Annotated in this window: 25 protein-coding genes; 12 read left to right on the plus strand and 13 right to left on the minus strand. The window is 59.5% G+C overall.

The window, feature by feature from the left end:
- Window positions 1-43: 43 nt before the first annotated feature.
- Window positions 44-1,507 (plus strand): MDR family MFS transporter, encoded by a 1,464-nt coding sequence (locus MHZ97_RS10455; RefSeq protein ID WP_239314456.1) that lies wholly within the window; start codon window positions 44-46, stop codon window positions 1,505-1,507.
- An 83-nt stretch (window positions 1,508-1,590) separates the two neighbouring features.
- Here the strand turns inward: MHZ97_RS10455 and MHZ97_RS10460 are convergent, their stop codons facing one another.
- Window positions 1,591-1,887, minus strand: coding sequence for a DUF1161 domain-containing protein (locus tag MHZ97_RS10460; protein ID WP_033747186.1), 297 nt, complete (start codon window positions 1,885-1,887; stop codon window positions 1,591-1,593).
- A 55-nt stretch (window positions 1,888-1,942) separates the two neighbouring features.
- Window positions 1,943-2,278, minus strand: coding sequence for a DUF1283 family protein (locus MHZ97_RS10465; RefSeq protein WP_239314455.1), 336 nt, complete (start codon window positions 2,276-2,278; stop codon window positions 1,943-1,945).
- Window positions 2,279-2,409: 131 nt separating this feature from the next.
- On the opposite strand from MHZ97_RS10465, the gene MHZ97_RS10470 reads away from it, so the two are divergent.
- Window positions 2,410-2,739 carry a YnfA family protein gene (locus MHZ97_RS10470; RefSeq protein WP_199187313.1) on the plus strand — a complete coding sequence of 110 codons (330 nt, stop codon included), beginning with the start codon at window positions 2,410-2,412 and terminating at the stop codon, window positions 2,737-2,739.
- A 37-nt stretch (window positions 2,740-2,776) separates the two neighbouring features.
- Here the strand turns inward: MHZ97_RS10470 and ydfG are convergent, their stop codons facing one another.
- A complete protein-coding gene (ydfG, locus tag MHZ97_RS10475) occupies window positions 2,777-3,523 on the minus strand; it encodes a bifunctional NADP-dependent 3-hydroxy acid dehydrogenase/3-hydroxypropionate dehydrogenase YdfG (protein WP_103795793.1) in 747 nt (248 codons plus the stop codon).
- A gap of 354 nt (window positions 3,524-3,877) precedes the next feature.
- On the opposite strand from ydfG, the gene guaD reads away from it, so the two are divergent.
- Together guaD and dcp are read left to right on the plus strand one after the other, a co-directional pair.
- Complete coding sequence (gene guaD, locus MHZ97_RS10480; RefSeq protein WP_239314454.1) at window positions 3,878-5,197, plus strand: guanine deaminase; 1,320 nt, start codon at window positions 3,878-3,880, stop codon at window positions 5,195-5,197.
- 60 nt (window positions 5,198-5,257) lie between these two features.
- Complete coding sequence (gene dcp, locus MHZ97_RS10485) at window positions 5,258-7,306, plus strand: peptidyl-dipeptidase Dcp (protein ID WP_239314453.1); 2,049 nt, start codon at window positions 5,258-5,260, stop codon at window positions 7,304-7,306.
- A 29-nt stretch (window positions 7,307-7,335) separates the two neighbouring features.
- On the opposite strand, the gene hpxO is transcribed toward dcp, so the two are convergent.
- A complete protein-coding gene (gene hpxO, locus MHZ97_RS10490; RefSeq protein ID WP_239314452.1) occupies window positions 7,336-8,493 on the minus strand; it encodes an FAD-dependent urate hydroxylase HpxO in 1,158 nt (385 codons plus the stop codon).
- 278 nt (window positions 8,494-8,771) lie between these two features.
- Between hpxO and MHZ97_RS10495 the strand changes: the two genes are divergently transcribed.
- The gene (locus MHZ97_RS10495; RefSeq protein WP_239314451.1) at window positions 8,772-9,032 is read left to right on the plus strand and encodes a hypothetical protein; all 261 of its coding nucleotides are present in this window, start codon (window positions 8,772-8,774) and stop codon (window positions 9,030-9,032) included.
- A 159-nt stretch (window positions 9,033-9,191) separates the two neighbouring features.
- Window positions 9,192-9,521, plus strand: a complete 330-nt coding sequence (locus MHZ97_RS10500) for an SMR family transporter (protein ID WP_239314450.1) — start codon at window positions 9,192-9,194, stop codon at window positions 9,519-9,521.
- 215 nt (window positions 9,522-9,736) lie between these two features.
- Here the strand turns inward: MHZ97_RS10500 and MHZ97_RS10505 are convergent, their stop codons facing one another.
- The 5 genes from MHZ97_RS10505 to MHZ97_RS10525 all read right to left on the minus strand — a co-directional run bounded on the left by MHZ97_RS10505 (window position 9,737) and on the right by MHZ97_RS10525 (window position 15,091).
- The gene (locus MHZ97_RS10505) at window positions 9,737-10,804 is read right to left on the minus strand and encodes a nitronate monooxygenase family protein (protein WP_239314449.1); all 1,068 of its coding nucleotides are present in this window, start codon (window positions 10,802-10,804) and stop codon (window positions 9,737-9,739) included.
- A gap of 313 nt (window positions 10,805-11,117) precedes the next feature.
- Window positions 11,118-12,134 (minus strand): transketolase family protein, encoded by a 1,017-nt coding sequence (locus MHZ97_RS10510; RefSeq protein ID WP_239314448.1) that lies wholly within the window; start codon window positions 12,132-12,134, stop codon window positions 11,118-11,120.
- Between the two features lies 1 nt (window position 12,135).
- A complete protein-coding gene (locus MHZ97_RS10515; RefSeq protein ID WP_239314447.1) occupies window positions 12,136-12,975 on the minus strand; it encodes a transketolase in 840 nt (279 codons plus the stop codon).
- A gap of 12 nt (window positions 12,976-12,987) precedes the next feature.
- The gene (locus tag MHZ97_RS10520; RefSeq protein ID WP_103795784.1) at window positions 12,988-14,286 is read right to left on the minus strand and encodes an MFS transporter; all 1,299 of its coding nucleotides are present in this window, start codon (window positions 14,284-14,286) and stop codon (window positions 12,988-12,990) included.
- Window positions 14,287-14,341: 55 nt separating this feature from the next.
- The gene (locus tag MHZ97_RS10525; protein WP_239314446.1) at window positions 14,342-15,091 is read right to left on the minus strand and encodes an SDR family NAD(P)-dependent oxidoreductase; all 750 of its coding nucleotides are present in this window, start codon (window positions 15,089-15,091) and stop codon (window positions 14,342-14,344) included.
- A gap of 196 nt (window positions 15,092-15,287) precedes the next feature.
- Here MHZ97_RS10525 and MHZ97_RS10530 point away from each other — a divergent pair, with 196 nt between their 5' ends.
- The 5 genes from MHZ97_RS10530 to MHZ97_RS10550 all read left to right on the plus strand — a co-directional run bounded on the left by MHZ97_RS10530 (window position 15,288) and on the right by MHZ97_RS10550 (window position 19,123).
- Window positions 15,288-16,184, plus strand: coding sequence for a LysR substrate-binding domain-containing protein (locus tag MHZ97_RS10530; RefSeq protein WP_239314445.1), 897 nt, complete (start codon window positions 15,288-15,290; stop codon window positions 16,182-16,184).
- Window positions 16,185-16,394: 210 nt separating this feature from the next.
- Entirely contained in the window at window positions 16,395-17,411 is a 1,017-nt protein-coding gene (locus tag MHZ97_RS10535; RefSeq protein WP_239314533.1) for an XdhC family protein, read from the plus strand.
- Window positions 17,408-17,974, plus strand: coding sequence for an NTP transferase domain-containing protein (locus MHZ97_RS10540; RefSeq protein WP_239314444.1), 567 nt, complete (start codon window positions 17,408-17,410; stop codon window positions 17,972-17,974). The genes MHZ97_RS10535 and MHZ97_RS10540 overlap by 4 nt, the downstream gene beginning before the upstream one ends.
- Before the next feature lie 126 nt (window positions 17,975-18,100).
- Entirely contained in the window at window positions 18,101-18,784 is a 684-nt protein-coding gene (locus MHZ97_RS10545; protein ID WP_239314443.1) for a hypothetical protein, read from the plus strand.
- A 120-nt stretch (window positions 18,785-18,904) separates the two neighbouring features.
- Window positions 18,905-19,123, plus strand: a complete 219-nt coding sequence (locus MHZ97_RS10550) for a hypothetical protein (protein WP_239314532.1) — start codon at window positions 18,905-18,907, stop codon at window positions 19,121-19,123.
- Between the two features lie 100 nt (window positions 19,124-19,223).
- On the opposite strand, the gene MHZ97_RS22460 is transcribed toward MHZ97_RS10550, so the two are convergent.
- The 4 genes from MHZ97_RS22460 to MHZ97_RS10565 form a co-directional block, all read right to left on the minus strand.
- Complete coding sequence (locus MHZ97_RS22460) at window positions 19,224-19,640, minus strand: Exc2 family lipoprotein (RefSeq protein ID WP_375337768.1); 417 nt, start codon at window positions 19,638-19,640, stop codon at window positions 19,224-19,226.
- The gene (locus tag MHZ97_RS10555) at window positions 19,627-19,956 is read right to left on the minus strand and encodes a hypothetical protein (RefSeq protein WP_239314442.1); all 330 of its coding nucleotides are present in this window, start codon (window positions 19,954-19,956) and stop codon (window positions 19,627-19,629) included. Before MHZ97_RS10555 ends, MHZ97_RS22460 begins: the two co-directional genes overlap by 14 nt.
- Window positions 19,957-20,207: 251 nt before the next feature.
- Window positions 20,208-21,341, minus strand: a complete 1,134-nt coding sequence (locus MHZ97_RS10560) for a glutathione-independent formaldehyde dehydrogenase (protein ID WP_103795776.1) — start codon at window positions 21,339-21,341, stop codon at window positions 20,208-20,210.
- 212 nt (window positions 21,342-21,553) lie between these two features.
- A complete protein-coding gene (locus tag MHZ97_RS10565; RefSeq protein WP_239314441.1) occupies window positions 21,554-22,675 on the minus strand; it encodes a beta-propeller fold lactonase family protein in 1,122 nt (373 codons plus the stop codon).
- A gap of 286 nt (window positions 22,676-22,961) precedes the next feature.
- On the opposite strand from MHZ97_RS10565, the gene MHZ97_RS10570 reads away from it, so the two are divergent.
- A complete protein-coding gene (locus tag MHZ97_RS10570; protein WP_239314440.1) occupies window positions 22,962-23,702 on the plus strand; it encodes a nitroreductase family protein in 741 nt (246 codons plus the stop codon).
- Window positions 23,703-23,721: the final 19 nt, after the last annotated feature.

Below are 23,721 nucleotides of genomic sequence, written 5' to 3' on the forward strand. Positions count from 1 at the left end.
CGCAAATTTAGGCTAGCCTTGCTGGATAACAAAAGGGAGATGTATGACTGAAAGCGCACACCTGCAGGTCAGCCACCGCGGCTGGATCCTCTTCGCCTGTATGCTGGCGATGTTTATGGCCGCCATCGAGGTGACCATCGTCGCCACGGCGATGCCGACCATCATTGCCGAGCTGGGCGGGTTTTCACAGTTTGGCTGGGTTTTCTCTGTCTATCTGCTGACGCAGGCGGTGAGCGTGCCGCTTTACGGCCGGCTGGCGGATATGTGGGGACGGCGCAAAATGTTTTTTATCGGCACCTCGCTGTTTCTGCTCGGCTCGGTGCTCTGCGGCTTCGCCCACAGCATGCTGTGGCTGATCCTGTTTCGCGCCTTTCAGGGGCTGGGCGCAGGGGCGATTATGCCGCTCAGCTCTACCATCGTCGCCGATATCTACTCGCCGCGCGAACGCGCCAGCGTTCAGGGCTGGCTCTCCAGCGTCTGGGGCGTGGCGGCAATCGTCGGTCCGCTTACCGGGGCCTGGCTGGTACAGCACTTTAGCTGGTCACTGATCTTCTGGGTTAATCTGCCGATAGGGCTTATCAGCATGGCGATGCTGGCGCGCTTCCTGCCTGCGCACTGCGCCGATGAGAAGCCGCAGCCGCTGAACGTAACGGGCAGCCTCTGGCTGACGATCTGCGTCAGCGCGCTGCTGATGGCGCTGCTGCAGGCGGAGTGGCTCGGCTACTGGCTACTCGCCTTTCTGCTGCTGGCGCTGTTCGCCGGCTGGCAGCTGAAAAAGCATGAGCAGCGCGCCGATGCACCGCTGTTTCCGCTGGAGATCTGGCGCAGCCGTTTGATTATCGCCGGTAACGCCGGCAACCTGATTATCGGCGCAGCGATGATGGGGATCAGCGCCTTTTTGCCTACCTGGATCCAGGGCATCACCGGCGGCACGCCGCTGCAGGCGGGCAGCGCTCTGGCAATGATGTCGATCGGCTGGCCGCTGGCCAGCACGCTGAGCGGGCGGCTGATGCTGCGCACCTCATACCGCTTCACCGCCCAGCTCGGCGCGCTGCTGCTGGTGGCGGGCAGCGCCTTGCTGCTGCTGCGCGCGGAGAGCCCCGTCTGGCAGGCGGGGGCGACCGCCTTTGTCATCGGCACCGGCATGGGCATGACCAGCACCACCTTTCTGGTGTCGGTGCAGAACCATGCGCACTACGATATTCGCGGCATCTGCACCGCGTCGATTATGTTCAGCCGCATGATGGGGTCCGCTGTCGGCACCGCCCTGATGGGTGCCGTGCTGAACCTTAATCTGGCGCAGCGGCTGCCGCACGCCGAGGATCCGGTGCAGCAGGTTATGTCTGCGCCAACGCGCGACGCGCTCTCCAGCGAGAGGCTGCACCATATGGTGCAGGCGATCGCCGCCTCGCTGCACTGGGTGTTTGTGGTGGCGCTGATGATTGCGCTGTTAGCGCTGGGGGTCGCCTGGATGATGCCGCGGCAGCGGCCGGAACAGGCAGAATAGAAAAGGGCGACGGCGTCGCCCTTACTGAATGCCGACGCGGATAAGATGGCCTTTATCCGCGCCGCGTTGTCAGCGGATTAAGATTACTGCGCAGGCGCGTCCTGCGAGCTGCCTGCGCTGTCAGGCACGCTGCCTTCGTCGCCGCGGCCCACGCGCTTATAAACAATTTTCTGCGTGTCGTTTTCGCAATGGCCCACCACCTGACCGCCCGCCTGGTCGACCTGATCGTTAGGCACGATATCCAGCGAAAAACCCGATTCCGGGACGCCGTTCTGAATAATTTTCTGGCTGATGTCCGCTTTAACGGACTCGCAGGAGGCGTGCGCCAGCATCGGCAGCGCCAGTAAAGTTGCGATTAACATTCCGGTCTGTTTCTTCATCATCTTCTCCTTTTGCGTAGTGAACCTTACTGACTATAGCAGTCCGCGAAAAAAATCAGGGCGTGACCGGTCGGCCGGTGCGGCGATCGAGACAGCGCAGGGTATTGGCTTCCCAGTAGGCGTTGATGTTATAGCTCTTTTCGCAGGCGTCGCGGGTATCAAAGGCGCGGTCCGCTTTATCGAACTCTTTCTCTACGCGGCTGTTTACCTTATTGCGCAACTGCCGGGTGTCATTCCATTGCTCTTTGCTCTGACGCGCGGCTTCATTACTGGCGGCGTTGTTGCCATCTTCAATAATCAGGCGGCTGGTGTTGGCGCTGGCCGGCGCAGCGGTCAGCATCGCGCTGCCGGCCAGCAGCACGGCGAGCAGGGTCGGAAACAATTTGTTCATCATCTTTTCCTTCGGTTAACGCCTGGCGCGCAGGGATGGTTCCGGGTTGCGGCAGGCCGGGCTTAGTATATCATCGCGCTTTATTTGCTCACCAGTAGTGGGCGCTCTGTTTAACTTTCCGAGAGGGTTCCATGCTGATCAAAACCGCGCTGCTCTTTTTTCTTACCGCCATCGCGGAGATAGTCGGCTGCTTTTTACCCTGGCTGTGGCTGAAAAAAGGCGGCTCCGCCTGGCTGTTGCTGCCTGCTGCGCTGAGTCTGATGGCCTTTGTCTGGCTGCTCACGCTGCATCCTGCGGCGAGCGGGCGTGTCTATGCGGCCTACGGCGGCGTCTATGTGCTGACCGCGCTGCTCTGGCTGCGCGTGGTGGATGGCGTGAAGCTGAGCGCGTGGGACTGGAGCGGGGCGCTGGTGGCGTTTTGCGGCATGCTGATCATTGTGGCGGGCTGGGGACGCGCCTGAGCGGAGGAGGCCAGCGGCAGGCTGGCCTCGGGCGGCGTCAGGGCTTGTGTACTTTCAGGCCGGCCTGCGTCTGGCTTACCGGCATCATCTCAAGGGTATTGATATTGACGTGCTTCGGCAGCGTGGCGACCCAGTAAACCGCCTCGGTCACATCTTCCGCCGTCAGCGCCGTTGCGCCTTCGTAGACCTTATCCGCTTTCTCATCGTCGCCTTTGAAGCGCACGTTAGAGAACTCCGTGCCGCCAACCAGGCCGGGTTCGATATCGGTGACGCGCAGCGCGGTGCCGTGCAGATCGGTGCGCAGGTTAAGGCTGAACTGACGCACAAAGGCTTTGGTCGCGCCGTAGACGTTGCCGCCCGCGTAGGGCCAGCTGCCGGCGACAGAGCCGATATTGATAATATGGCCGACGTTGCGCTCCACCATATCCGGCAGCAGGGCGCGGGTCATAAAGACCAGGCCTTTGGTGTTGGTGTCGATCATATTTTCCCAGTCTTCGACGCTGGCGCGATGCGCCGGCTCGATGCCGAGCGCCAGGCCGGCGTTATTGACCAGCACGTCGATGTTGCGCCACCCGGCGGGCAGCGAGGCGACCGCCTCTTCGATGGCGGCGCGGTTGCGCACGTCGAGCTGCAGGGGATAAAGGTTCTCGCCCAGCTCCTCTTTCAGCGCCTGCAGGCGCTCAGCGCGGCGGCCGCTGGCAATCACTTTGTGGCCAGCTGCAATGAACCGGCGGGTGATACTTTGACCAAAACCGGCCGTCGCGCCGGTAACAAAAATAATCATCTCACTGTTCCTTATACGTTTTCAGGTTGACCTGTTTTCACCATACCACTTCGGCAGCGCCGCTGCGCGGCAAATGCGCGCGCGGGCGGTCAGGGTCGTTTTCAGGGGAGGCGCTGCGCTATGGTGGCGCGCGCTGCACCACCGTCGGGCAGAGCCCATGCAGGCTTTTTTTAGCCTTCCTTAGCCGCCAGAGAGGCAACCGGTTGCGCACACGATATCGTTTTTACCGCCGCGGCAAAAATGCCTTTTTCACATAACATCCTGATTAATCGTCTTGTTCTGGCATGCAGGTTGCAATTTATCGCTTATTGACCGACGGCAAACCGCGCCCGGGCGCGGAATTAAGGAAAGAGTATGTCATCACCCCTCACGGCCATTCGCGCCAGCTTTTTTGACTTTACCGATGTCGCGCATCAGCCCGATGCGATCGCCTCGCAGGCGCGCTATATCGACGATGGCGTGCTGCTGCTGGAGGCAGGGCGTATTGTCGGACTGCATCGCTGGGAAACGCTGTCCCATGCGCCAGCCGATCTTATTGATCTGCGCGGCCGGCTGATCGTGCCGGGCTTTGTCGACACCCATATCCACTATCCGCAGACCGAGATGATTGGTGCCTTTGGCGAGCAGCTGCTGCAGTGGCTCAGCCACTATACCTTCCCGGTGGAAAGTCAGTACCACTGCGCCGACCACGCCGCCGCCATGTCCGCCTTTTTCCTGCAGCAGCTGCTGGCGAACGGCACCACCAGCGCGCTGGTATTCGGCACCGTGCATCCCCAGTCGGTCGAGGCGCTGTTCAGCGCTGCCGAAGCGATAGAGATGCGGCTGATTGCCGGCAAGGTAATGATGGATCGCCATGCGCCGGAAGCCCTGCTGGAAACGCCGGAGCAGAGCTATGCCGACACGCGGGCGCTGATTGAGCGCTGGCACGGGCGCGGTCGACTCAGCTATGCGCTGACGCCGCGCTTCGCCCCCACCTCGACGCCGGCGCTGCTGGAGAAGGTGCGGCAGCTGCGGCAAGAGTATCCCGACGTCTGGCTGCATACCCACCTGAGCGAAAACCCGCAGGAGGTTGCCTGGGTGAAGTCGCTGTTTCCGCAGCACGACGGCTATCTTGACGTTTATCATCGGCACCAGCTTACCGGACGACGCAGCCTGTTCGCGCACTGCCTGCATCTGGAGGATCACGAGTGGCAGTGTCTGCATCATACCGATTCCGCCATCGCCTTCTGCCCGACCTCGAACCTGTTCCTCGGCAGCGGGCTGTTCAACCTGAAGCGCAGCTGGCAGCAGGGGGTCAGGATCGGCATCGGCACCGACGTCGGGGCGGGCACCACCTTTAATATGCTGCAGACGCTGGGGGAAGCCTATAAGGTCGGCCAGCTGCAGCAGTATCGGCTCAGCGCGGCGGAGGCGTTCTACCACGCCACCCTCGGCGGCGCGCACGCCCTCGATCTGCATCACCATATCGGCAACTTCGCGCCCGGCAAAGAGGCGGACTTCGTGGTGCTGGACCCGGCGGTTTCGCCGCTTCAGCGGCTGCGCATCGGCAACAGTAAGGATATCTGGGAGCGGCTGTTCGTACTGATGACGCTGGGCGACGATCGCAATATCGCCGAGACCTGGGTTAACGGACGCCCGGTATGGCGGCGCGACGAGGCGGAAACGCAGCGCTGAGTTGTTGCGGGCGCGGCAACCTGCCAGGATAAACCTTTGCACGGTAATCAGGAGCGAGGCATGAACGTCAGACAAAATCCGTTTTTTCAGGTAAGCACGCTGCCCTGGCAGGCACCGCCGTTTGACCAGATTCAGGAAGAGGACTTTCTGCCCGCGCTGCAGGCGGGTATTGAAGAGAAGCGCAAGGAGGTGCAGGCGATTGCGCATAATCCCGATGCGCCCACCTTTGCCAACACCTTCGAGGCGCTGGAGCGCAGCGGACAGCTGCTCGAACGCGTTAATCTGGTTTTTAGCGCCATGACCTCGGCCAATACCAGCGATTACCTGCAGCAGGTGGATGAAGAGATCGCGCCGCAGCTGACCGCGCTTAACGACGAGATCGTCCTGAACGGCGCGCTCTTTGCCCGTCTTGACGCCGTCTACCAGCAGCGTGAGACGCTGGAACTCGATCCTGAATCGCTGCGGCTGGTGGAGGTGACCTGGCAGCACTTTCAGCTGTCAGGTGCCAGTCTGGAGGAGGAGGCCAAAGAGAAGCTTAAGGCGCTTAATCAGCAGGCGGCGCGCCTCAGCACGCGCTTTACCAATAAGCTGCTGGCCGCCACCAAAGCGGGCGGGCTGGTGGTGCAGAACGCCGAGGCGCTGGCGGGGCTGAGTCCGGCGGATCTGGCGGTAGCGCAGGCGGCGGCACAGGCGCGCGGGCTGGAAAACGCCTGGCTGCTGGTGCTGCAGAACACCACCCAGCAGCCGGCTCTGCAACTGTTGCGCACGCGCGCGACGCGTCAGGCGCTGTTCGACGCCTCGGTCAGCCGCAGCGAAAAGGGCGACGAGAACGATACCCGGGCGCTGGTGCTGGAGCTGGCACAGGTGCGCGCGCAGCAGGCGCAGCTGCTCGGCTTCGCCAGCTTCGCCGAATGGCAGCTGCAGGATCAGATGGCGAAAACCCCCGATGCGGCGTTCGCCTTTATGCGCCATATCGTTCCGGCGGCGCGGGCACGTGCCGAACGCGAAGCGGCCGCCATCCAGCAGACCATCGATCGCCAGCAGGGCGACTTTACCCTGGCCGCCTGGGACTGGAGCTTCTACGCCGAGCAGGTGCGTAAAGCGCAGTACGATCTCGACGAAAGCGAGATCCGCCCCTATTTCGAACTCAACAACGTGCTGGAGAAAGGGGTTTTCTGGGCGGCGAATCAGCTTTACGGCATTCGCGTCACCGAGCGTCACGATCTGCCGGTCTACCATCCTGACGTGCGCGTCTATGAGATCTTTGATGTCGACGACTCGCCGCTGGCGCTGTTCTATACCGACTACTTCAAGCGCGACAATAAAGGCGGCGGGGCGTGGATGAGCAACCTCGTTAACCAGTCGCGGCTGCTGGCGACGCGTCCGGTGATCTACAACGTCTGCAACTATACCCGACCGCCGGAAGGCGAACCGGCGCTGCTCAGCTGGGATGAGGTGATTACGCTGTTCCATGAGTTCGGCCATACGCTGCACGGGCTGTTCGCCACCCAGCGCTATCCGAGCCTCTCCGGCACCGCCACGCCGCGCGACTTTGTCGAGTTTCCTTCGCAGTTCAACGAACACTGGGCGAGCGAGCCGCTGGTGTTCCTCAACTATGCGCGCCACTACCAGAGCGGTCAGGCGATGCCGGAAGCGCTGCACCAGAAAATCGTGCGCGCCAGCCGCTTTAACAAGGGCTATGACATGAGCGAGCTGCTGGCCGCTGCGCTGCTGGATCTGCACTGGCACAGCATCGGCACCGGCGAGACGCCGCAGTCGGTGGAGGGGTTTGAGCAGCAGGCGCTACAGAGCGACGGTCTGGCGCTGAAGGCCGTTCCGCCGCGCTATCGATCCAGCTATTTCCAGCATATCTGGGGCGGCGGCTACGCGGCGGGCTATTATGCCTATATCTGGACGCAGATGCTGGCGGACGACGGCTATCAGTGGTTTGTGGAGAATGGCGGCCTGTCGCGCGAGAACGGCGACCGCTTCCGCCAGATGATCCTGTCGCGCGGCAACAGTAGCGATCTGAAACAGCTCTATGAGAAGTGGCGCGGCGGCGAGCCGCAGCTGGAGCCGATGCTGAAAAATCGCGGCCTGGCCGACTAATATTAAGCGGGCGCAACGCCCGCTTTTTTTTATCCCAGCGGACCGCCCTCAATGGTCTCGCACATGCCGGCCAGCACGCGCTCGCCGGTCTCCTGACGCAGCTCCTGATACCAGACCGCCGTCGCCGCGGGATCTTTGCCGTGGGTCACGTCGCAGCGCTTGCGCGCTTTCAGCACCAGATCGCGGGTACGGCTCACCCGGCGCGCCTCATAGCGCCGCAGCGCATCCTCAATGCCCAGCGAGTGGGCGGCGAGAGAGGTCGCCAGCACCAGCGCATCCTCCATCGCCGCGCAGCCGCCCTGGCCAATATCCGGCGTGGTGCTGTGCGCCGCATCGCCCAGCAGCGCGACGCGACCGCTGACAAAACGGCTAAAGGGATCGATATCGTGGATCTCGACGCGGTTGGTGGTCGCCGGATCGATGGCGTCGATAAGCCGCTGCACCGGCTGCGCCCAGCCCTGGAAGTAGCGGCGCAGATCCGCTTTGACCGTGCTGCGATCTTCCGCCAGGCCTTTCGGCAATGGCACGTCAAAAAAGAAGTAGAAGCGGTTGCCGCTCACCGGCATCAGCGAGACGCGTTTGCCTTCGCCGACGAAGGTGGTCCACTGATCGGCGGGCGCCAGCGCGGCATCGATCTCCACCAGCCCGTTCCAGTTGACGTAGCCGGCGTAGCGGCGCTCGACCTTTTCCCCCAGCACGCTCTGCCGAATAACCGAATGCGCACCGTCGGCGGCGATCAGCAGATCCCCCTGCGCGGTGGTGCCATCTTCGAACAGGGCGGTGACGCCGTGCTCATGCTGTTCAACCTGCGCCACGCGCTTGCCGAAGCTGACGCGTTCGCGCCCGTAGCTGTCGATCAGCATCGCCTGCAGTTCAGCGCGCGCCACCGGAGAGGGATATTCTCCTACCTGGCGCACCAGCGGTTCCATACTGAAACGCGTCAGGGTCGCGCCGCTGGCGAAATCCTGATAGGCCATAAAGGCCATATTGCCGCTCAGGGCGCGCAGCTGCGCTTTCAGCCCCAGCGCGTTAAGGCATTTAACGCCGTTCGGCCAGACAGAGATGGCGGCGCCTACCGGCTTCATCTCTTTTACCGCTTCAAAAACTTCTGTTTCAATGCCCGCCTTCTCCAGCGCGAGCGCCGCGCTCATGCCGCCGATGCCGCCGCCAATTACAATCGCTTTCATAGATATCTCCTTGTCGATAACCTGAAGCTGCAACTTTTGTACCAACCCGGCAGCCCCCGTCTGGCGGGCTTTTACTGACAGCAGAGGGGCAGGGACGCGCCAGCAGCAGGCATAAGGAGAGAATAAATGCCTCTTTTTGGTGCTTTGTAGTTTGCCTGAATCTTTCGTTTCAGGCAGGAGGCGGAAGTGTGACCGCCTGGCGCTTTTCCGCGCGCGGCGCAGACGTTTGTCTGTTCACCAGCCATACTTAGCCGGTGTCGAACCCAGGGAGAGTAAAAATGAAAAGTCGTTACATCATACTGCTGCTCACCGCCTTACTGCTGGGGCAGAGTGCCATCGCTCAGCCGACGGCCTCGTCGACGCTGTTTAGCGGCCGGGCACCTGTGCCCCAGCTGACGCCTGTGGCGGCGAAGTGCGACCTTGCCAGCTGTCAGCAGAACTGCTACGTGGAGCGATCCCACTGCAATACGCGCGGCAACGGCTCCTGCAGCAGCCAGACGCAGATTTGCGTGCAGAACTGCGCCAGCCAGTGCAGATAACGCCATAAACGGCAAATCAGCAGGTTTGCCGTTTATAGATCGCGATCAAACCATCCTGCCGCCGTTTCCCTTTCCTGTGGGCCATCACCTAAAATAGGGCTTTTCTGCTGCCTGAACCGGGCTACTGGCGGACAAGTTCCGCCTCTTTTTAGGGATGTTATGACTTACCTTTATCTGTTTATCGCCATCGTGGCGGAAGTGATTGCAACCAGCAGCCTTAAGACTTCGGAATCCTTTACCCGGCTCTGGCCTGTCGTGGTGTCGCTTGTTGGCTATAGCATCGCATTCTATTTCCTGGCGCTGGTGCTGCGCACCATGCCCACCGGCATTGCCTATGCGATCTGGTCGGGCGTCGGCATCGTGCTGATTTCCGTCGTCGGCTGGGTGGTGTTTAAGCAAAAGCTCGATCTGCCCGCGATTATAGGCCTCGCGCTGATTATCGCCGGGGTGCTGGTAGTGAATCTTTTTTCTAAAACGGTAGGGCACTGAGGGAGTCTGGTTCACCTTATCCGCTACAACGCCTCCTGTGTCAGCAGCGACCCGCTTTTTATAACCCATGTCGCCACCGATCTGGACGTTGTTGATATGGCAGCAGACCAGGATAAGGTAATGGCCACCGGCTGGTTTACCCGCGCGGGAATGGGTCAGCTGAGCGCTGACGGCAAGATACCCGGCGGGCTGTCGCTGCTGATGCAGCCCTGCTATCAGGCCTGCTGCGCTGCGCGGTACTCCGCGATCAGCGTGTTAACCAGCTCCGCTGCCGCCATTTCCCGCGCCCGCATAACGCCCTGGCCCGCCCACTGCGCGTCAAAGCCGTGCTCGCCCTGCGACGTCGCGGCGGCGGCCAGCGCTTTGCCAAGGGAGTAGGTCAGGGGATAGGCAGGGATCGCCGCTGGCGGCAGGTCGCGCGTCGCACGGCAAAAGGCGTTGCTGAGGCAGCGCGCCGGACGACCGGAGATCGCGGCGGTCATTTCGGTTCCGGCGGCCGCGTCGTTTTTCAGCGCCGCGCGCCAGGCAGCATTCGCGGCTGACTCAGGGCAGAGCACAAACGCCGTGCCCAGCTGTACCCCTGCGGCTCCCAGCCTCATCATTGCGGCGATATCGCTGCCGTCCATAATGCCGCCTGCAGCGATAACGGGCAGGTCGCACGCCTTGAGTATCGCCTGCAGCAGCGTCCGGGTGCTCATCTGCGCATCCGCCTGTTCTGGATCGAAAATGCCGCGATGGCCGCCCGCCTCAAAACCTTGCGCCACCACGAAATCGATACCGGCGTCAGCGACCTGGCGCGCTTCATCGACCGAGGTGGCGCTTGCCAGGGTTACAATGCCTTGCTTTTTCAGCCGCTCAATAACCGCTTTTTCCGGCAGGCCGAAGTGAAAACTGACCGCGGCGGGCGCGGCATCGATCAGCAGCTCAAGCAGCGGGGAGTCGGCGTTGAACGTGGGGTAGATCTCGGTCAGCGTCGCGGGCGGCGGGACGTCATACTGCGCAAACAGCGGCGCAAAGCGCGCCAGCCAGGCGCGTTCGCGTTCGGCATCGCGCTGCGGTGGGGCGTGACAGAAGAGGTTTACGTTGACCGGGGCGGCGGTAAGCTGCCGCAGGCGGCTCAGCATAGCGCTGGCCTGCACCGGGGTAGAGGCACCCACGCTGATAGAGCCGAGCGCGCCCGCATTACTCACGGCGGCCGCCAGTTCGGGGGTAGAGACGCCCGCCATCGGCGCCTGAATCAAAGGAAAAGCGATCTGTAACGCGCGGCAGAGGGGATTGTCCATCTTCGCTCCTCCTGGTGGAATTAAGAGCGGGCAGCATCGCGTTGTGGGAGAGGAAACGCAACTCCGGTGTTCAACTCTGCGCGTCAGGCAGCAAAAAACCATACATCCGCAGCAGCCTCTGCGGCGGCGATAGATCCAGATGCAAGAGCGAGTGTAGAGAGTTAGATCATCACTTTATATTAGTTACAGCATACATTGGCCATATAGGTATAAATCATCATAACCTCCTGTGCAGATACATCTTGTCTTACAGATAAAAGGGCAGCTGGCTTAACCGTCCGGAAGCGCAAGGCTTCCGGATAGTTGCCGCCTGTCAGACGCCATGCTCCAGCCACGCCGTAATCTGCGTCACCATTGCCTGAGTCGAGATGCCATAGCGATCGTGTAGCGTTGGCAGCGCGCCCGCGTCGAGGAAGGCATCGGGCAGGGCGATTTGCCGGAAACGGGGCGTCACGCCGTGGCGCAGCAGCGTCGCCGCGATGGCTTCGCCCAGGCCGCCGGTAATCGAGTGGTTTTCCGCCGTAATGACCAGCCGTCCCGCGCTGACCGCTTCGCCGGCCTCGCGCAGTATCGTCGCCTCGTCCAGCGGCTTGATCACCGGAGAGTGCACCACAGCGACCTCAATGCCGCGGCTTTCCAGCTGTTCAGCCGCCTCCAGCGCGCGCATCGTCATTAAGCCGCTGCTGATAATCACCGCATGTTTGCCTGAGCGCAGCCGCTGCGCTTTGCCGTGCTGATAGCGATAGTCATACTTATCCAGCACCAGCGGCACCTTGCCGCGCAGCAGGCGCATATAGACCGGCCCCTTATGATCGACGATGGCGGGCACTACCTGGCTGATTTCCCGCGCATCGCAGGGATCGATAATCGTCAGGTTGGGCATACCGCGAAATATCGCCAGATCTTCGGTCGCCTGATGGCTTGGACCGTAGCCGGTGGTGAGACCGGGCAGGGCGCAGGCGATTTTCACGTTCAGATTCTCTTCGGCGATCGCCATGCAGATAAAGTCATAGGCGCGGCGCGAGGCGAACACCGCGTAGGTGGTGACAAAGGGGGTAAAGCCTTCGCGCGCCATGCCGGCGGCGGCGCTCATCAGCAGCTGCTCCGCCATCCCCATCTGAAAGAAACGGTCGGGGAAGGCGTCGGCAAAAAGGTGCAAATCGGTATATTTGCTCAGATCGGCGGTTAAGCCGACGATATCCTGACGCTGACGCGCCAGTTCGACCAGCGCATGGCCAAAGGGCGCGGCTTCCGTTGGCTGGCCCTCGGCGGCAATCGAGGCGATCATCGCCGAGGTCGTCAGGCGTTTTTTTAACGTTGAAGTGCTCATCTTATTCTCCCTGTTCCAGCGCAGTAAGGGCTTTATCCCACTCATCGGCATCGACGCGGATAAAGTGGGTTTTCTCCCGGGTTTCCAGAAAAGGCACGCCTTTGCCCATTCGGGTATCACAAATAATTACGCGCGGCTGCGCTTGCGGCCAGTTGCGCGCGGCGTCAAAGGCGGCAACCAGCGCATCGATATCGTTGCCGTCCACCCGCTGCGCATACCAGCCGAAAGCCTGCCAGCGCTCGACGACAGGCTCGAACGCCAGAATCTCGCTGCTGTGGCCATCCGCCTGCTGGTTGTTGACGTCGATAATCGCGATCAGATTATCAAGCTGCCAGTGCGACGCCGACATGGCGGCCTCCCAGGTCGAGCCCTCATTCAGTTCCCCGTCGGAAAGCAGGTTATAGACCCGCGAGGTCGAGCCCTTACGCTTCAGCCCCAGGCAGGCACCAACCGCAATGCCCAGTCCGTGGCCGAGCGAGCCGCCGGTGATCTCCATACCGGGGGTATAGGCCGCCATGCCCGACATCGGCAGACGGCTCTCGTCGCTGCCGTAGGTTTCGCGTTCCGCCTCGGGGATCACGCCCGCTTCCAGTAGCGCCGCATAGAGGGCGATAGCGTAGTGGCCGATAGAGAGATAGAAACGATCGCGGCCTTCCCATTCGGGATCCTCGGCGCGATAGTTCAGCGCATGGAAATAGCTTACGGCGAGCAGATCGGCGGCACCCAGCGCCTGACCGATATAGCCCTGGCCCTGAACCTGGCCCATCAGCAACGCATGGCGACGAATGCGCGCGGCGCGCTGCCGCAGGGTCAGCGGCGCCGACGAAGTAAGAGTATGCATAGAACCTCCTGATTAACGATTAACGTCCGCTGCCCGAATACGCAGCACGCAGAGCGCGCCGAGCAGCAGAACCGCAGCGATAAAGTACATGCCCGACGCGGGCGAACCGGTAAGCGTGGTAATCGATCCGATAAGCCAGGGCGAAAAGAATCCGGCGAGATTGGCGAGGCAGTTCACCGCCGCGATGCCCGCAGCGGCAGAGACGCCGCCCAGCAGATTGGTCGGCAGCATCCAGAACAGCGACGAGGCGGAAAGAATGCCCGCCGCCGCCAGGCAGAGGAAGAACAGCGACAGCGTGACGCTGTGGCCCAGCAAGGTCGCCATCGTCAGGCCCGCCATGCCGAGCACCATCGGCACGATAAGATGCCAGCGCCGTTCGCGATGGCGATCGCTGCTGCGGCCCGCCATCAGCATAAACACGATGGCGCACAGATAGGGCAGACTGGTGAGCAGGCCGATATGCAGCGGCTCGCGGATGCCGGCATTTCTTACCAGCGTCGGCAGCCAGAAGGTCAGGGCGTATTGACCCATCACCACGCAAAAGTAGATCGCCGCCAGCGTCCAGAGGCGTTTGTCCGCCACAAACTCTTTAATAGTGCCGTGATGCGACTTTTGCTGGTTATCCTCATCCAGTTCGGCGCGTACCATGCTTTTTTCGCCTTCATCGAGCCAGCTCGCCTGCTCGACGCGATCCTTCAGCACCAGCAGCACTACAAACCCCATCAGGATGGTGGGGATCGCCTCCAGCATGAACATCCACTGCCAGCCGGCCCAGCCGTGCGATCCGGCGAAAGTTTCCATAATCCAGCCGGATAGCGGGCCGCCGATCATGCCGGAGAGCGGAATGGCGACGAACCAGAGCACCGTCATGCGCGCCCGACGATGGGCGGGAAACCAGTAGGTGAGATAGAGCAGCAGCCCGGGCGCCAGTCCGGCTTCGGCAACGCCAAGCAGGAATCGCAGCAGATAGAACTGCCAGGCGGTCTCGACAAAGGCGAAGGCGCCGGAGATCAGGCCCCAGGTGATCATAATGCGGGCGATCCAACGGCGCGCACCGACGCGATGCAGGATCAGATTGCTGGGTACCTCAAAGAGAAAGTAACCAAGAAAAAAGATCCCGGCGCCGAGGCCGTAGACCGTTTCGCTCAGTGAGAGATCGTCCATCATTTGCAGCTTGGCGAAGCCGACGTTGACGCGATCCAGATAGGCGCAGAGGTAACACAACATTAAGAACGGCATCAGGCGCCAGGCGATTTTGCGATAGGCGCCGTCGCGCGCAGCGACCGCCGCACCGATATTCAGCGTTGTCATGATTATCACTCCGGGAGTGAACCAGCAGCCAGGCTGCTGGAGAAAAGGGGGACGATCAGTGGATCAGCATGCCGCCGTTCACGTCTAAGGTGACGCCGGTAAGGTAGCTGGAGAGATCGCTGGCGAGAAACAGCGCCGCGTGCGCCACGTCGTCAGCTGCGCCAAGACGCCCGAGGGGGATCGAATCGATAATGGCGTGACGGCGCTCGTCGTGCAGCAGTCCGCCGGTGATATCGGTCTGGATCAGGCCGGGCGTCAGGGCATTGACGCGGATCTGATCCGGCCCGAACTCGCGCGCCATCGCTTTGGTCAGACCCAGAACGCCCGCCTTCGCGGCACTGTAGTGAGGACCGCCGAAAATGCCGCCGCCGCGCTGCGCCGATACCGACGAGAGACAGACGATGCTGCCGCCGCCCTGACGCTGCATCGCAGGGATCACCGCCTGCGACATCAGCAGCGTGCCGCGCAGGTTGACATCCAGAATACAGTTGTAGTCTTCGAGGCCGATCTCCAGCGTTTTCACCGGCTGCGTAATGCCGGCGTTATTCACCAGCACGTCGATGCGGCCATACTCCTTCATAACCTCAGCGACGGCACGCTGAATCGCCTCGGCGTCGGTGACGTTGGCCGCAAGGCCCAGATGGCCGGATCCCAGCTCCAGCGCGGTGCGCTGCGCTGCCGATTCATCAAGATCGAGCACCACCACGCGCGCGCCATGGTGAGCGAAGCAGGCGGCCGTAGCGCGTCCAATACCGCGCTGAGACGCGGCGCCCGTAATAATCGCAACTTTCTCTTTCAGCAACATAACTGGCTCCAGATTCTTTTTTTATAGGGTTCGGTATCGCTACCGGCAGGGTTCATCCTCAGCATCAGAAATAGCGCGTAAAGTGGCAATGCAAAAAAATTCATTTGATGCTGAATGAAATTGCTGGTTTGATGCAGTTAACATTTTTTAATCTTTTAAACGGACATAAATCACAAAATCGCGAGCGGAAACAGTTATGGAAAAACCAGTCAGCCAGCTTCCTTCATTAAAATCGCTGCGCGTCTTTGAAGAAGTGGCGCAGTCAGAAAATGTGGCTCGCGCGGCGGAAAAATTAAATATCACGCCGTCGGCGGCGAGCCACCAGCTGGCAAAACTGGAAAAGGAGCTGGGCTCGATTCTGTTTCACCGATCGGCAAAAGGGGTAGCGTTAACCCTGGCGGGCGAGCGCTATTTGGCGGAGATTCGTCCGCTGATCCTCAGCCTGACGCAGGCTACGGCGCGGCTGCGCAATGAGAAAGATCGCAGCGCGCTGCGCATTCACTGCGCCCCCAGCTTTGGACTGTTATGGCTGCTGCCGCGTATTCATCAGTTTCGCGAAGCGCACCCGGACATACAGGTTTCGCTCTCCTGCTCCTATGAGAACTTATCCTTCAGCCGCGATAATATCGATATTGCGGTACGCCACGGCTTTCCGGAATGGAAGGCGTTTGAAATAAAAACTATTCGCCATGAAAAAATGTCGGTGCTGGCGTCGCCCGACTATCTGGATAAATATCCGCTGCGTGCGCCGGACGAATTAAATAACCATGCGCTGATCCTTTCCGAATCGCCATTAATTCAGTGGCCGCAGTGGTTCGCCACGCAGCAATTGCCGCAGCCGACTCAGGAGTGGCTGTTTCGTTTCGATCGCTCCTATATGAGCCTTGAGGCAGCGATGCTCGGCCACGGGCTGATTTTCGAAAGCGAACTGCTGGCTGCCGACTATCTTCGCAGCGGCAAACTGGTCAGGGTATTTGATGACGCCATGAGCCTGCCGGTCAGCGCCCATCACCTGGTTTATCCGCGCGGCTATGCGCAGTTCCCGCGCGTCAGTTACTTTTTGCAGTGGACTCAGGCGCAGCTGGACGCCTGATGGGAAAGCGCCAGTCGCGCTACTGTCACATTCGCGCCAGACGGACTAGTTTTTATTGCTGGACGCGCGATGCTGATCTTCTCGACTATCTTTGTCGTGCTGGCGAGCCGCCGCGTTCGTCACCGACATGACGTGCGCCAGCAATATTGTCGACTTAATTACCGCCGGGGCACGCGCCCTGGCTTTAACCGTTGCCGGAGACATCAGGTCATGCACAACCTTGATATGCAGGTATTGAACACAGGATTGCAGTGGGTTGACGCGCATGAGGTATGGCTCTGTACGGTGCTTTCAACCTACGGATCGTCGCCGCGACCGCCCGGCGCGATGATGATCATCCGCAAAGAGGGGCATCACTGCGGCTCGCTGTCAGGCGGCTGCGTTGAAGAGAGTTTTATTGAACATATCGATCGCAACGCTTTTCCGGCCGCCAGCCAGGTGGTGCGCTACGGTGAAGGCGGATTTGAGCCGGACAGGGCGCTGCCGTGCGGCGGCGTGCTCGATATTCTGGTGGAAAAGCTGCCGCCCGGCGCAGAGAGCCGCGCCTATTTGCAGCAAATGCACGATGCGCTGGTCGCCGCCACGGCGGTGAAAAAGAAAATTATTCTGCCGCATCCCTGTTATGCGCTGGAGCCGGCCGCCTATACCAGCAGCACGCTGACTTACCGCGACGGGGCGGCGATAACGCTGACGCTCTCGACCGCACCCAGGCTGGTTATCGGCGGGCTTTCCAGCGTCGCGGTGTTCTGCGCCAATTTTGCCGTTGCGCTCGGCTTTGAAACCATCGTCTGCGAACACCGCGACGAGGCGCTGGCGAATATGGCCTCGGCGCTGGACCCAAACGTCAGGCTGATCAAGCAGTTTCCCGCCGTTTATCTGGAGCGGGAGGGCTGCCATGCCGGGACGGCGATCCTGTCGCTTACCCACGATCCGCGCATTGACGATCTCACCATGATGGAGGCGGTAAATCTGCCTGCGTTCTATATCGGCGCGATGGGATCGAAAAAGAACAGCCTGAGAAGAAAAGAGCGGCTGGGCCAGTATGGCGACCTGGCACCCGATCAGATCAGCCGCATTCACGCGCCGGTCGGGCTCGATATCGGCAGTAAAACGCCATCGGAGATCGCGCTGTCGGTAATGGCGGACATTGTGCGCTACAAAAACGGCTGCGTAGCGGCGGCGCAGCCGAGGCTGGCAGAAGTGTGCGGGCAGGGAAGTTTGCTATGAGAATCGCCATTCTGGTGATGGCGGCCGGCTTTAGCCGCCGCTTTAAAGCGAGCGGCGGCGAGCATAAGCTGCTTGCCTCGCTCAACGGCAGGTCGGTTTTACAGCATACGCTGGACCATGCCGTTGCTACCGGACTGGATGTTTTCGTGGTGACGCGGCCGGAAGACAGGGCAATCCATACGCTGATTCCTGCTGGCCGCGCGGTTATCTGCCGCAGCGCGGGTATCGGCGACTCTATCGCGGCGGGGGTAAAAGCCACAGCGAACTACGACGGCTGGCTGATTACATTAGGTGATATGCCGTTTATCGCGGTGGAAAGCCTGCTGGCCGTGGCGGATGCGCTGCATCATGCACCGCTGGTTCGCGCGCAGGTTGAAGGCAAGCCAGGGCACCCGGTGGGATTTCAGCGCGCGTTTTATTCCGCGCTAGCAGCTCTGACCGGCGACAGCGGCGCGCGTGGGGTGCTTAACAGCACGCCATGTCGGGCGGTGGCGTTATCGGACAAGGGATGTCTGCTGGATATTGATACCCGTTCAGATCTTCAGCGTACTGTTGCGCTTTAGCGGCTCAGCCGGAGAGGTTTCCGGCTGAGAAGGGGGTTAAATAGTCACTCCGCCGGCAAGCAAGTTGAAATGCGCCCGCCGCCCGTTATTATCGGCATGACGGCGGCGGTCAAATAAAGGTCTGTTATGAAATCAACAGCTCTGCAAAGCATGTATCGTTCTGCAAGCGAGAACACGATCGCAGCCTGGGCGAAAAATGCAGGAATCGGGGACATCCGCGAGGGAAACTACTACGATCCCGTAAAACTCTCTCTTGCAGCAGGTATAAAGCCGCCTGTGTTCCCTGATGTCTCACGCCTTATGAGTGAATTGAAAGAGCTTACAAAAGACGATCTGCTTGCCGATACGTTGCCAACACACGGCTTTCATTTTACTTTCTTACCTCTGACTCTGCCGCTTTATAATCCTCACGAGCAACTGCCAGCGAAAGTAGAGCAATTGACCCGTATCTGGGGTGAGTTTCATGCAAAAAAAATTGTTATCAGGCATCTTCGGTTAGTTGCGCTGCCTGGCCAGCTGTTGCTTGCAGGCATTCCTGAGAGTCCTGCAATAGCTTTGCGCCAGTCATTCTGCGAGAAGGTGCTGAATTCCCAATGGAAAAATGAGCTGCTGATGCGCCACACCGGCAGCTCATTGCCGGCACCATTCTGGCACAGTACCGTTTTACGCTACAGCGCGACTTTTTTACCCGTGACCCTGCGTCAGTTCTTTTTTGAACGTCAGGGCATTAATTTCGGCGATGTGACTGGAGAGCTGATATTAGCGAGATGCAACTACAACTGGACAGAGTGTTATCCGCTGGCGTGTTAACTGAGGCGAGGTAAGAGCCTGTGTTGCTGGCCGGGAAGTTAAACTCTGCAGATAACATCTCAGCGTTATGGCTGATTCGGCGCAGCAGCGTCATTACAAGGGAGAATGATGAAAAGATTCATTACGCATCACGAGTTACGGCAACAACTTCTGCAAGATCCGGCGTTCCGGGCTGCTTACGAGGCTGAATGCCAGAATCCTGAACCGGATTATCAGATTATCCGCCATCACGATGATGGAACTGAAGAACTGGTGTATGACTCGCGGCAGGAGAAGCAGGACAGGCAGGCTATCAACGATTCTACTGAACGCGCCGATCGGATTGCCGATGATAAATAGAGCGAGCAGAACTGGGATAGTCGCAAAGATATGACCAGAGCAGTTACGGCCCCAAAACGGCAGTTTCCCGCTACCGGTACTTGGGTGCACATAATGTATATTATGTTAAATGAGATATTAGCCGCAGCAAACAGAGATCTCTCAAAGAGCCTTTATTCTCCCTCCTCTTCTCTTTTGACTCGAACCTTTCTATACAGTATGTCGCGGTGGCGCTCTCCAGCAATATCTGACTCTGTTCCTTCGGACGGTCAGCGCTGTAAACCTGCGAAACTATGTGGCTGGTCTGCGCCTCTGGTCTGAAAGGCTCCGTCGGACATTCGCTAAATGCTTTAACGCGCTGTTCAGCCTGCACCTGCGTCAGGCTGTTTGCCCGGTCTTTTTTATCCTGATTGTAAAACTGCCGCAGAAACGCCGTCATCCATCGATAATTATCCGCCCGGCGCGGACGCGTATTGGGATCGAAGTGAATGCTGGAGAGTTTCGCAACGGCATGGCTGGCGGTGTTAGTACGCGCCAGTTGCGTTAAGGTCGATAACTGGCAGGATGGCTACGTTACCGGCGTAAAAGAGATCTGAATTAGTAAACGAATAAATTCGGCCTGTTATCGTCACATTTACGTGCGAACCATAGCCGGTTATTCTGGCGCTGCCGGTGTCAGCAACCATAAAAGGCGTGCGCTTTTTAAGGTGCTCCCGCGGATTACCCTGTTGCTTTGTGTCCAGGTAATAACGATAAACATCCGAATAGTGAATAGTCGCATATCCCACCACAATCAACAGAAGTAAAGCAGTGAGCGCGCGGTGCAACCACTTAATAACCGTGCTGTTTGGCATAAACTATTCCCTGTTTAATCCAGATTCCATTGATAACAGATGCGGGTAAATAATTACCCATTTAGCCTGTGGGTTCAATTGACACGCACCGCTTATGGCGTTAAAGGCGTTCTCTTTCTACGCCCTCTTCTCCTTTCGGCTTCTTATGCGCGCCACGCATCAAATCAGAGAACCAGAATGAAGCCACAGACAAGCGGTCTCCGTTTCCTCGGTACCGAGCCTGAATGCGGCTTTTATCAGGTGTTCAGCATTCAGGGTTTCAGAATCACTTTGGTCCACCCCTCGTCGCGGTTGTCAAAGTGCTTATACCCCTCGGGCGCTTCTGCCAGCTGCAGCCGGTGCGAAATAATTTGCGCCGGATTCGCCTTGCCCTGATGGATAAGTCTGGCAAGCTGACGGTTATAGGCCTTAACGTTGCACTGACCGGTCTTAATCGACTGACCTTTAAACCAGAAGTTGCCAAAATCGAAAGGCATCTTGCCCTGTTTAGCCAGTTCGCTTGCCGCACCGGGATCCTGCGGAACAAACACGCCTACCGCGCCAATGCCGCCCGTCGCTTTGGTTGATGCCACCAGACTGTTCATGGTGGCGGAGTTATCCTCATGGCCATGTTTATTACAGCACTGGTAGCCTACGCATTCGCAGCCGCAATCCGTGCCGCGCCCGTCAGTTAACTCAAGAATTTTATTTACCGCCTCATCGCCAACGCCATTGATGGCCACTGCGCCGATTTTTTCCGCTAGCGCCAGTCGATCGGGATGCGTATCAACCACAAACACCTGTGATGCACCCTTAATGATGGCGGAATGCGCAGCCATCAAGCCGACCGGACCCGCACCATAAATGGCGACGCTTTCTCCTGGTCGCAACCCCGCCAGCTCGGTGGCATGCCAGCCGGTGGGAAAGATATCGGACAGCAGGACGTAGTCTTCCTCCTTTTCAACCGCATCCGGCGGCAGTACCAGACAGTTAAAATCAGCAAAGGGAACGCGCAGTAATTCCGCCTGGCCGCCATCCCACGGCCCCATTTCGGCAAAGCCATAGGCCGCGCCGGCCGTTCCGGGGTTGGCCGTCAGGCAGTAGCCGGTTAACCCTTTTTCGCAGTTTTCACAGAATCCGCAGCCAACATTGAACGGCAGGCAGACATAATCACCCACTTTTATCCGCTCTACGGCGCCGCCGACCTCAATGACCTGCCCCATATTTTCATGACCAAATATGCGCCCCTGTTCAAAGCTGGTGCGCCCCTCGTACATATGCAGGTCAGAACCGCAGATGTTGGTGGTGGTGATACGGACAAGCACGTCGGTTGGCCGAACAATTCTGGCATCCGGAACATCTTTTACTGAAACATCGAAAGGCCCGTTGTAAACGACTGCTTTCATAATGTTCTCCTCTTATGAGTGATCGGTTTATGGCGGCGACTGCGGCTACTTGCTGTCGCCCCCATAGTGACACCGCCTCGTCAATCAAATATTTTGACTGACTTTTAAGTGTAGAACATCTTTTAGCTCACATTTTAATCAACCATGTCACTTTGTAACAGTGATTACTGGCTGCGCTTAGCCAGTTTTTTTGAACGAAGCGCGGGCCGGGATTACTGGATGCTGGCAATAGCGACCCAGTTTGCATCCTTGCCAACGGGCGCTTCGGCAACCCGTTGCAGTTCGCCGCTCTCTTTAATGGCATAGCTGCCGATGACCGCACTCTTTTCGCCGCTGGCGATCAGCCAGCGCCCGTCTGGCGTAATGGCGATGCCGCGCGGCTGTTTTTCAACCCGCCAGCTGTTGATGAGCTGCAGCTTTCCATCCTGTGGGCTGACGCGGTAGCCGGTTACCGTGCTGCTGGTGCGCTCCGTCACGTAGAGAAAGTGCCCGTCTGGCGTAATGTGGATATCAGCTGCCCAGATGCGCGGCGTGGCGTCGCTGTAGCTGGCGGTACGCTCCACGCCGTGCTGCAGCTGATATTTCTCCGCAACCGCGCTGGGATAGTCTGCCACCTTTGTCAGCGTGCCGTCGGGCTGCCGGGTGAACTGCGTGATGGCACCGCTCATTTCGCCGACGTTATAAAGGAAGCGATTATCCGGCGACAGCGCCGAGTGACGCGGCCCGCTTTTCTCCGCCGTGGCGACGAAACCTGGCTCCAGCGGCGTCAGCTGGCCATCCGGATGCAGCGCGAGCTGCAGAACGCGATCGGTGCCCAGCACGCCGACGTAAGCTGAGCGATTAGTCGCATCCACAATGACCGAATGCGCGGCGTGACCGGTCTCTACCTCCGATATGAAGGGCGCCGCCAGCTTCCCGTCCGCGCCGAGACGATAAACATGCACCAGGCCGCTATCGTAGGAAGCCGCCAGCAAAAAGCGCCCTTGCCTGTCCAGGCTGATATAGGGATAGCTTGCGGCCGCCACGCACGCTGACGACGGCGTCAGCGCCCCGCTCTTACCGTTAACAGACCAGCTCGCCAGCCGCATCGGCTGGCTGCGCACGGCAGCATAGAGCGTCTTTTTATCGGGGCTGATTGCCATCGGCATCACCTTGCCGCCCGCTGGCGTATCGCCTAGGTGCTTCAGCGCGCCGGTCCGTTCATTCAGGGCGTAGCGCGCGATATTGCCATCCTCCGCCGCCGATACGTAGACAAAGGTCTGCGCCAGCAGTGAACCGCTAAAGGCCATGCCCAGCAGAAGAATCGACTGGCGCAGCGCCAGGGAGTTATTCATGTGTCACCTCAGTGGGTTAAGAGTTGCCGCTTCAGGTATACGCAGCCGGACGCGACCGGGTTATGTGTGGCTGCCAGAGGCCTGTTGGGGATTTGCCCAAAATGCCAGCGTATTCATATTGTTACATAGTTGTTATCTTTTATCATTTATTCAGAAATGTGTGCTGGCTCACTGCCGATTAGCCCGCTAATCCTCTGAAACGCAGCCGGTTGCCCGCAATGACCAATGCGGTTAAATCTCGCCTGGCCCGAACCTGCTACTCTTAGCCTCCACATCTGGAGGATCCATGAATTCACTAATTGATATTTTTACCAGCCATAAAAGCGAACGCAGTTTTACCGAGCAGCCGATTGATGACGCGATTCTGGATCGCATTATCAGCACCGCTTACCGCGCGCCGACCTCGGTTAACTCGCAGCAGGTCTCTGTGGTGGTAACCCGCGATGCGGCGAAGCGTCAGGCGATCTCGCAGATTGCCGGCGGCCAGCCGTGGATCGCTAAAGGGCCGGTATTTCTGACTTTTGTGCTGGATATGCATAAATCGCGCGTGGCGATGGAAGCGATCGGCCGCGAGCAGATCGCGCAGCAGAGTATTGAAAGCATCGTTTCCGGCGCCACCGATGTGGGCATCGCGCTGGGCTCGGTGATGGCTGCCGCGCGCGCGGAAGGCCTCGGCATCGTGCCGATTGGCGGCATCCGCCGCGACCCAGAGGCGCTGATTAGCCTGCTTGAGCTGCCGGAATATACCTTCCCGGTCGCGGGCGTGGTGATTGGCTATGTCGATGAGCCGTCGCACCAGAAACCGCGTCTGCCGCTGGAGACCTTCCGTCACGAAGAGGCCTACCGCACAGCGGGCCTGGAGGAGAAGATCGCCGCCTACAATCAGGAGATGGTGCAGCACTGGCAGAACATCGGCCGTTCCGATGGCGAAAGCTGGAGCGAAAGCGTCAGCGGCTATTATCAGAACATCTATTTCCCGCACGTGCTGGGCGCACTGAAAAAACAGGGTTTCGGCAACGATAAATAACCCCTGCCGCCGCGCTGGC

The sequence above is a fragment of the Pantoea sp. ACRSC genome (assembly GCF_022346785.1).
Taxonomy (GTDB): Bacteria; Pseudomonadota; Gammaproteobacteria; order Enterobacterales; family Enterobacteriaceae; genus Pantoea; species Pantoea alvi.